The following is a 6,935-nucleotide window of genomic DNA, read 5'->3' as shown; positions in this document are numbered from 1 at the left end:
CCGAAATAAATTTGCCGTTCAAAAACAAAGGATCTCAGATGGAGCTATGAAAAAAGCACATTAGGGGAGGCAGAAAACAAGGAAAAGGGCAGTACGGAAAGTAAAACAAACCATACGGTTTTGCTGCAAACCGTATTCCTATCTCCCTGCCACAAGTGACAGGGGGGGAACGGGTTAGCAACGGACTGCCGGGACAAACGGTAAAAGGAAGGAACTGCAATACGGAAGAAGGAGGTTGTTTCGGCAATGCCGAAGCTCCGGATGATGACCATTGCAATCCCGCCCACGTTTGGAACTTCTCTTTTCTGGTTTGCCCATAATCAGCCGCATAGCGGATGACTACGGGTAAACCGGAAATGAGAACAGTCATTCCGATGAAGGGGAGGGTGGGAAAGAATACTGCGTGAACGCAAAAACACAGTATGTCATCTTAAAACAATATCTTTAAAAAGTTTTTCAGAAGAAATGCTTACCAATATCCTAATAATTATTACTTTTGATAACATAATACAACGATATGGAAAAGAAAAAGATTACAATAGAGGTAGAACCAGCTACAGCCGTAGCTACCGTCGGTTTATTGCGTGGGATATTTCCCAGTATCATCGAACAACTGGAAAGGCAAGCCGCAACAAACGGCAGCCCCTTAAAATTCAATAAAGTAGAAAATATGCAAGAAGTATTGGATGAGATTTATGAAAAGTGCATTGCCGAAACGAACCTCCGGGAGTTTGCCCAGGCGCACTTAAATAGTGACGGATTACCTAACTGATACAGAAATACGGAATCTGCCAGCCATCCTTATTCCAAATAACAAATGGTACAGAATTACACACCTGTCATGTGGGATGACAAAGCATTTGCCTTTGTCCCCTACGAAGCATTCAGTGATTTGCCACATTATCCCAAAGAAAAATGTGAGCAAATTTGCAAAGAGCTGAACAGCCTTATAAGACTATGTACTTATAGGCCGAAAAAGGAAGATATTTATTTTCATCCGGTAAGTTATGTACGTCGTTCCGGAGGTTTCATAGTTACGGATAATCAGGCATCCTTTGAGAAATGCCCCTATCCTGCTTGCGCAGACCGTCATAGCTGCCAAAAAATATGTGATTTGATGAACCGTATCATTGAAGAGTCTTAATTATATAAAATACCATGGAACATCCAAACTCCAAATGCAGAATAGCACAAGCTGAATATTTAAGTCGGCTACCTGAAGAAGAACGGGAAAATAAGGCCAGAGATATTAGAATCGGAAACGCCAGCTATATTTACCACCAACAAGCGGTTCCAATCCAAGAAAACAGATTGATAATGTATTATAAAGAGTGGTTGGAAGGTCTTCCTCCCAACATTTCACGCCATATGAGAATGCTTGGATTTGAAGCATGTAAGACAATGATTCCGTTTACGAGATATGTGAACGAAAGAAACGATATTGGTATGCGTGACTGGATGCAAGAGCATCTTTCACCGAGTGACTTCAACTATTGGCAGGAACTTTCGAAAAAAGCAGGTTCGCCAACATTTTAATCCCATCCCGTTCAATACGCTGCCTGAAGAATAAAAGGTGCGTATTAAACGAGAATATTTTTTAGCGTTTAGTCATCTCTTCCCGCACCAGTTCCGTTTCTGTCGGGGAGAGTTTCGGCAATTTGACAGTTGCCGGACTTTCTAACTGGTAAGCCTTCACCTCATTGATAAGCAGCTGCCAGTCAAAAAGAAATTCTTCGGAACAACCATGTTTACGATAAATTTCTTTTGCTGCTTCCAAAATCTCAGGAGCGCAAAAATCGTCTCCCTGAAAGACAACTGCCGGACGATCATTATTGATACAGTCTCTCAATAATCGTAACTGATCTTTCATTGTGTTTACCTATTATGCGTTCTGTTGTTTTACCATTTTCAAAAATTCGTCAGACGGTTTAAATGCCGGTATGTTATGAGCCGGAATAATCATAGTAGTATTCTTAGAGATATTCCGAGCTGTCTTTTGCGCTCTCTTCTTCACTATGAAACTACCGAATCCACGAAGATAGACATTTTCCTCCTTACCCAACGAAGTCTTTACCTCGTTCATGAATCCTTCCAAAACAGCAAGCACCGCTTTGCCGTCGATGCCGGTTCTGGCAGATATTTCCTTTACGATTTCCGATTTAGTCATTTCTTTATAATTTGAAAATTAGCGTGCAAAGATAATTAATCCAATGGATTATTTAAAGTCTGGCATCCGCAGCAAGCCCTGCCTTCGCCCAATGAAGTGTTAAATTGTTGCGTATGGGTCAAGTTCCTTAATCCGCTTACACAAATAATCAAAGCGTTTCTTGGTAAGCGGTGTGAGTGTATCGAGGTTCTTGCCATCGAAATTCTCTCCGAAAATAAGGTCGTCCACTCCTATGCCGTGATTGTAATTCTCGCGCACGCAATCACGCAGAATCCAAAGGTTATGCAGGTTCACCCAGTCGGCTGTAATGTTTCTGATTTTACTGAACAGCAGCGCAGCAGTGTAAAGGTAGTGTCCGCAATGGTTGTAGTCATGCAACACCAGCTTGCCCTGGTAATAGATGTCGAAATCCTTGTTTTCTTCATCTTCCTTTGTATCGCAGTAGAAGAATGGAATGTCTTTCAGACCGTCCCAATTAATATAAGTAGTTGGCTTCATAATATCTTTTTTGAATACGCTACATAACCTGTTATTTGCACACTTTCCATTATTCACAGAACATTTGATGAAACACTTCCTTCAGTCTTTTTATCTCACTGAAATTCAAATCTCCAATCTTTCTTTTCAGCCGGCTTTTGTCCACCGTGCGAATCTGATCCGTGGCTATCTCCCCATCACGCCCGGCTACAGAACACAGAACCCGGTAAGGATAGTTCCTTATGGTGGAGGTTATCGGAGCAATGACTACTATTGTAAGGTACATATTCAAATCTGAAGGAGTTACAACAACACATGGCCGTGTCTTTGCCATTTCACCCCCACGGGTAGGGTCTAACTCTACCCAATACACTCCATACTGTTCTACCATGTCCAATCCTCAAACTTTTCATCCTCAAACACATCAGGGATAAGCAACTCATCATCCCCATTCTCATGGCACGTTTGGCAGCTTCCGCCCATCCCTGCCGTGGTTGTGCCTTTATCACAATATTGTTCCCGTCCAAAGAAATGCTCACAGCCGATTTCAAGGACAAACGCAACTGTTTCAATATCTCGGAAGGAAGTATTATCCCCTTGCTGTTTCCAATCTGAATAATGTTTGTTACCATAATGTTATAACTTTAAAATTGATTATCACAACACAAATATAGACAAAGTTATAACAATACCAAAAGAAAAGCCAACTTTTTTCCATTTTCACCGATAACCCGGCCAACGGCTGCACTCGTCGGGAGGCTAGTGCCCCCCTTGCCGTGCGGCGCTCCCCGACCTATGATTCTTATCATGTCTTGTGTCCTTTTCTCCGCTTCTAACAAACAAATCTGCATAAAATATAGATTTGCGTTTCCATTTGAATTTTAGTTATTTGATACCCTAACTATGAATAGCAAACAGATAACTGATTTTTAAAACAGCAGAATGTTTCTGTTTTATTAAAATAAAAAGGGAACAAATTTTTAAGGTAATACTTACGGAAAAAACAGACTTTATAACGTTTCTTTTTCGTACATTTGCAACAATATAATAAAAGCGAAACATATAATGGAGAAGCAAGGAGAAATCATACTATACCAACCGGATGAAGCTGTAAGGTTGGAAGTACGTTTAGAAGATGAAACCGTTTGGCTCACACAAGCGCAGATAGCAGAACTTTTTCAACGTGACAGAACCGTTATTACCAAACATATAAATAATGTTTTTAAGGAAAAGGAATTGGAAGAGAAAAGCAATGTGCATTTTTTGCACATTGCTAATTCCGATAAGCCTGTCAAGTTCTTTAGTCTAGACGTAATAATTTCAGTTGGATACAGAGTTAAAAGCGTAAGAGGTACGCAATTCAGGCAATGGGCAAATAAAATTTTAAAAGAATATTTATTGAAAGGTTATTCTATAAACCAACGGCTCAATGACATGGAATATAGAATGAACAATAGATTCTTCCAAATAGAGAAAACCATTGCTGAACATGATGCAAAGATAGACTTCTTTGTACGCACCTCATTGCCTCCGGTGGAAGGTATATTCTTTGACGGTCAGATATTCGATGCGTATAAGTTTGCTACAGATTTAATAAAGTCTGCCAAATGCTCACTTGTGCTTATCGACAACTATGTAGATGAATCCGTGTTACTCATGTTGAGCAAACGAAACAGTGGAGTATCAGCTACTATTTATACACAAAATAAACGCACAGCTCCAACTTGATTTAAACAAACACAATGACCAATATCCTCCCATTGAAGCTAGAACCTACAAAAGTAGTCATGACCGCTTCTTAATCATTGATAATACGGAAGTATATCATATTGGGGCATCGCTAAAGGATTTGGGCAAGAAAATGTTTGCTTTCTCCAAACTGGAACTTCCTGCCCATACGATAATTGATGTATTATGAAATAAGCTAATCACCCATGCGAGAAGCGGAAGAGAATATAAAATTCAAGATGGAAATTGACGTATTGGTTCCCATTCCACGTACTGTCACCCGTGATTTCACCAGTTTGAAGCACCTGCGTCAATGGCAGAAACGGAATGACATCGATGGTTCTCTTTACTGTTTTGCACACCGGGAATACCTGCTCAACGAAAAGGGAGAATGGGAACAATTTACCGTTATCGGCAAACAGGTAGTGACTATCGGAGAACTGGAAAGGCTTCTTTTGGCAATGAAGCAAAAGGGGTTCAACCAATACAGCCGTGAGGAATATGAAGAATTAATGTCTTCATATTTGAAAAAGTGAAGAATTAAAACCTTCATTACACATTTAAATACGAAAACAGGATGAAAATAGGATATGCCCGTGTTTCCACCAAGGAACAACATCTGGATATGCAACTGGAAGCGTTGAAGGCTGCCGGATGCGAGAAAATCTTCTCTGAGAAAATGACCGGACGTCAACAAAACCGCCCGGAACTGGATGCCTGCCTGAGCTTTCTCCGGGAAGGCGACACACTTGTCGTATATAAGCTGGACCGGCTTGGCCGTTCGCTGAAGAATATCCTTACGCTATTGGAAGATTTCAAGAATAGGGGCATCCAATTCACCTCACTGCAAGACAACATCAGTACGGAAGGCGCAATCGGCCAACTGATGAACAACATTCTCGGTGCTTTCGCTCAGTTTGAAAGAGACCTTATCTATGAGAGAACCCAAGAAGGCAGAAGAATCGCCAAGGAAAAAGGTGTCAAATTCGGCAGAAAGACACTTATCAACAAAAACAACATCGCCAAGCAGAAAAGCTGCATCCAACTCTATGAATCCGGAACGCCGGTAAGGGAGATACAGAAAATATTAAACATAGGCAGTAGCGGAACAGTATATCGCCTATTAAGAAGGAATGGAATTGCGCTGAAATCCGAGAACAAAAATAACAAATAACGAATAAACCTCTGCCCATCCTTCAAAGATGATTCTCAAAGATCGTCTGCAATTCCACCTCTCAGCAAGATTATAGGAAAGTCCCCTTCACGGGGACTGATTTTTTTTAATTTTAATACAATAACTCCATGCACTCCTGTACCGCTTTTTCCAATGCTTCTTCCAAACAACAAAAAGCGTCCGCATTACTTTCGGAGTCATACAACACATAATCTCCAGCCCTCACAACCACATGCCAGACCGCCACGTTTTGTTCTGTTTGAAACGTATATTCACGAGTCTGTATCATCCATTGGATACATGCTGCCAGTGTCGGGCACTCGCACATATACATCGGGGTATTCCTTCCCTCAATATCGGTGCGTAGCCTATCCTGTTTGTCATACCAATACTCACAAGGCACGTAATAGTATAATTCCTTCATCATAAGAGCTGTGTCGCTATTAACCAATCTCTCTTTGTTGATTTGTGTAATCAAATTTTCCATATTAGCATTATTTAAGTTGAACATCTGATTTATTCTTCAGCTAGATTCAAGACCTTTTCATTTTTTGTATCGGGAAGGTCTTTGGTCAGCCGACCTTTTTTTTGATGTCATTCCCCATCTGAGTTCTGAGCCTTTTTTCGGCATATCAAGGTCTGGATTGCAAGCAATAAGCCAAGTTTCACTTATGGAAAATGTCGGGAAGACACTTCTTCATCGTTATTTTCCATACAGTAAAGGCGCATGGCCGTAACTTGCCATTTGCGGAATCCCGAAACCTTTGCCGAGCAAAAAGCCGGACTCGGATCGGAGGAAAGAAGCCGGGGGAGGCAGCCCACAGAAAGGGCAATCCGATACAATCAAGAAATTAACCTGCTATACCCTTGTGCGAGTGAAATAATCCATCATAGACACTACATACCTAAGTAGTGGTATCAATACACCGATCACATATATCATAGCGTAGCCCAAAAGGACAAAAGGTAATGTTTTACGATAAAGACATGCAACAGCGAGCAATATAAACGAAAAAGAAAAGCCATAAACCCCATATTGAAAACCGGGTATCAACTCATAAACAGGTACGGGTTCCGGATGAAGCATGGCTCCGGCCACAATAGAATAAAGGCTGGTCAATAATATAAGCAGCGTATATAAGCAACTCTTAAGAATCCTGGGATCATTCCTTTTACAATAGAGAATCGTTCGGATATCACTTCTAAGAAACTCAATGCCCAGTAAGAGAGCCACCATAACGCCTGTATCAAAAGTAGAAAATACATTCATTCCGATCACCTTTGGCGCGAAGATATGTATTTATTCTGAAAAGCCACGTCTTTGCGTATTTTACGATGTCGCATCCGATAGTCCGGGAAGCATTTTTTTGGTTCTTTTTTGGGGTGACT

13 protein-coding genes and 1 pseudogene are annotated in these 6,935 nt (G+C 40.9%); 6 read left to right on the top strand and 8 right to left on the bottom strand.

Annotated elements, in window-relative coordinates; all coding sequences use genetic code 11:
* Nucleotides 1-34: 34 nt before the first annotated feature.
* The gene (locus DXA05_RS26565) at nucleotides 35-370 is read right to left on the bottom strand and encodes a hypothetical protein (protein ID WP_165861547.1); all 336 of its coding nucleotides are present in this window, start codon (nucleotides 368-370) and stop codon (nucleotides 35-37) included.
* 147 nt (nucleotides 371-517) lie between these two features.
* Here DXA05_RS26565 and DXA05_RS21980 point away from each other — a divergent pair, with 147 nt between their 5' ends.
* Genes DXA05_RS21980 through DXA05_RS21970 form a run of 3 tightly spaced genes read left to right on the top strand, consistent with a single transcriptional unit; the run spans nucleotide 518 to nucleotide 1,536 of the window.
* Nucleotides 518-772 carry a hypothetical protein gene (locus DXA05_RS21980; RefSeq protein WP_005868768.1) on the top strand — a complete coding sequence of 85 codons (255 nt, stop codon included), beginning with the start codon at nucleotides 518-520 and terminating at the stop codon, nucleotides 770-772.
* A gap of 45 nt (nucleotides 773-817) precedes the next feature.
* Nucleotides 818-1,144 (top strand): hypothetical protein, encoded by a 327-nt coding sequence (locus tag DXA05_RS21975; protein WP_005868769.1) that lies wholly within the window; start codon nucleotides 818-820, stop codon nucleotides 1,142-1,144.
* A gap of 14 nt (nucleotides 1,145-1,158) precedes the next feature.
* The gene (locus DXA05_RS21970; RefSeq protein ID WP_005868770.1) at nucleotides 1,159-1,536 is read left to right on the top strand and encodes a hypothetical protein; all 378 of its coding nucleotides are present in this window, start codon (nucleotides 1,159-1,161) and stop codon (nucleotides 1,534-1,536) included.
* 61 nt (nucleotides 1,537-1,597) lie between these two features.
* Here the strand turns inward: DXA05_RS21970 and DXA05_RS21965 are convergent, their stop codons facing one another.
* The 5 genes from DXA05_RS21965 to DXA05_RS21945 all read right to left on the bottom strand — a co-directional run bounded on the left by DXA05_RS21965 (nucleotide 1,598) and on the right by DXA05_RS21945 (nucleotide 3,276).
* Entirely contained in the window at nucleotides 1,598-1,870 is a 273-nt protein-coding gene (locus tag DXA05_RS21965; protein WP_005868772.1) for a hypothetical protein, read from the bottom strand.
* A gap of 12 nt (nucleotides 1,871-1,882) precedes the next feature.
* Nucleotides 1,883-2,167 carry an HU family DNA-binding protein gene (locus DXA05_RS21960; protein WP_005868774.1) on the bottom strand — a complete coding sequence of 95 codons (285 nt, stop codon included), beginning with the start codon at nucleotides 2,165-2,167 and terminating at the stop codon, nucleotides 1,883-1,885.
* 99 nt (nucleotides 2,168-2,266) lie between these two features.
* Nucleotides 2,267-2,665, bottom strand: a complete 399-nt coding sequence (locus DXA05_RS21955; protein ID WP_005868776.1) for a hypothetical protein — start codon at nucleotides 2,663-2,665, stop codon at nucleotides 2,267-2,269.
* 49 nt (nucleotides 2,666-2,714) lie between these two features.
* A complete protein-coding gene (locus DXA05_RS21950) occupies nucleotides 2,715-3,035 on the bottom strand; it encodes a type II toxin-antitoxin system PemK/MazF family toxin (protein WP_005868777.1) in 321 nt (106 codons plus the stop codon).
* Nucleotides 2,980-3,276 (bottom strand): hypothetical protein, encoded by a 297-nt coding sequence (locus tag DXA05_RS21945; RefSeq protein WP_284515656.1) that lies wholly within the window; start codon nucleotides 3,274-3,276, stop codon nucleotides 2,980-2,982. Before DXA05_RS21945 ends, DXA05_RS21950 begins: the two co-directional genes overlap by 56 nt.
* 433 nt (nucleotides 3,277-3,709) lie before the next feature.
* Between DXA05_RS21945 and rhuM the strand changes: the two are divergent.
* The 3 genes and pseudogenes from rhuM to DXA05_RS21925 all read left to right on the top strand — a co-directional run bounded on the left by rhuM (nucleotide 3,710) and on the right by DXA05_RS21925 (nucleotide 5,546).
* Nucleotides 3,710-4,562, top strand: a pseudogene (gene rhuM, locus DXA05_RS21940) (RhuM family protein).
* Nucleotides 4,563-4,578: 16 nt separating this feature from the next.
* Entirely contained in the window at nucleotides 4,579-4,908 is a 330-nt protein-coding gene (locus DXA05_RS21930; protein ID WP_005868780.1) for a hypothetical protein, read from the top strand.
* A gap of 41 nt (nucleotides 4,909-4,949) precedes the next feature.
* Nucleotides 4,950-5,546 (top strand): recombinase family protein, encoded by a 597-nt coding sequence (locus tag DXA05_RS21925; protein WP_005868781.1) that lies wholly within the window; start codon nucleotides 4,950-4,952, stop codon nucleotides 5,544-5,546.
* A 112-nt stretch (nucleotides 5,547-5,658) separates the two neighbouring features.
* Here the strand turns inward: DXA05_RS21925 and DXA05_RS21920 are convergent, their stop codons facing one another.
* Together DXA05_RS21920 and DXA05_RS21915 are read right to left on the bottom strand one after the other, a co-directional pair.
* Nucleotides 5,659-6,057 carry a hypothetical protein gene (locus DXA05_RS21920; RefSeq protein ID WP_005868782.1) on the bottom strand — a complete coding sequence of 133 codons (399 nt, stop codon included), beginning with the start codon at nucleotides 6,055-6,057 and terminating at the stop codon, nucleotides 5,659-5,661.
* A gap of 348 nt (nucleotides 6,058-6,405) precedes the next feature.
* Nucleotides 6,406-6,816, bottom strand: a complete 411-nt coding sequence (locus DXA05_RS21915; RefSeq protein ID WP_005868783.1) for a hypothetical protein — start codon at nucleotides 6,814-6,816, stop codon at nucleotides 6,406-6,408.
* Nucleotides 6,817-6,935: the final 119 nt, after the last annotated feature.

Source organism: Bacteroides sp. AM54-2NS, from assembly GCF_003602935.1.
In the GTDB taxonomy this organism is placed as follows: Bacteria; Bacteroidota; Bacteroidia; order Bacteroidales; family Bacteroidaceae; genus Bacteroides; species Bacteroides xylanisolvens.
The sequence above is the reverse complement of the archived record's forward strand: the minus strand, read 5'-3'. Positions and strand labels throughout refer to the sequence as shown.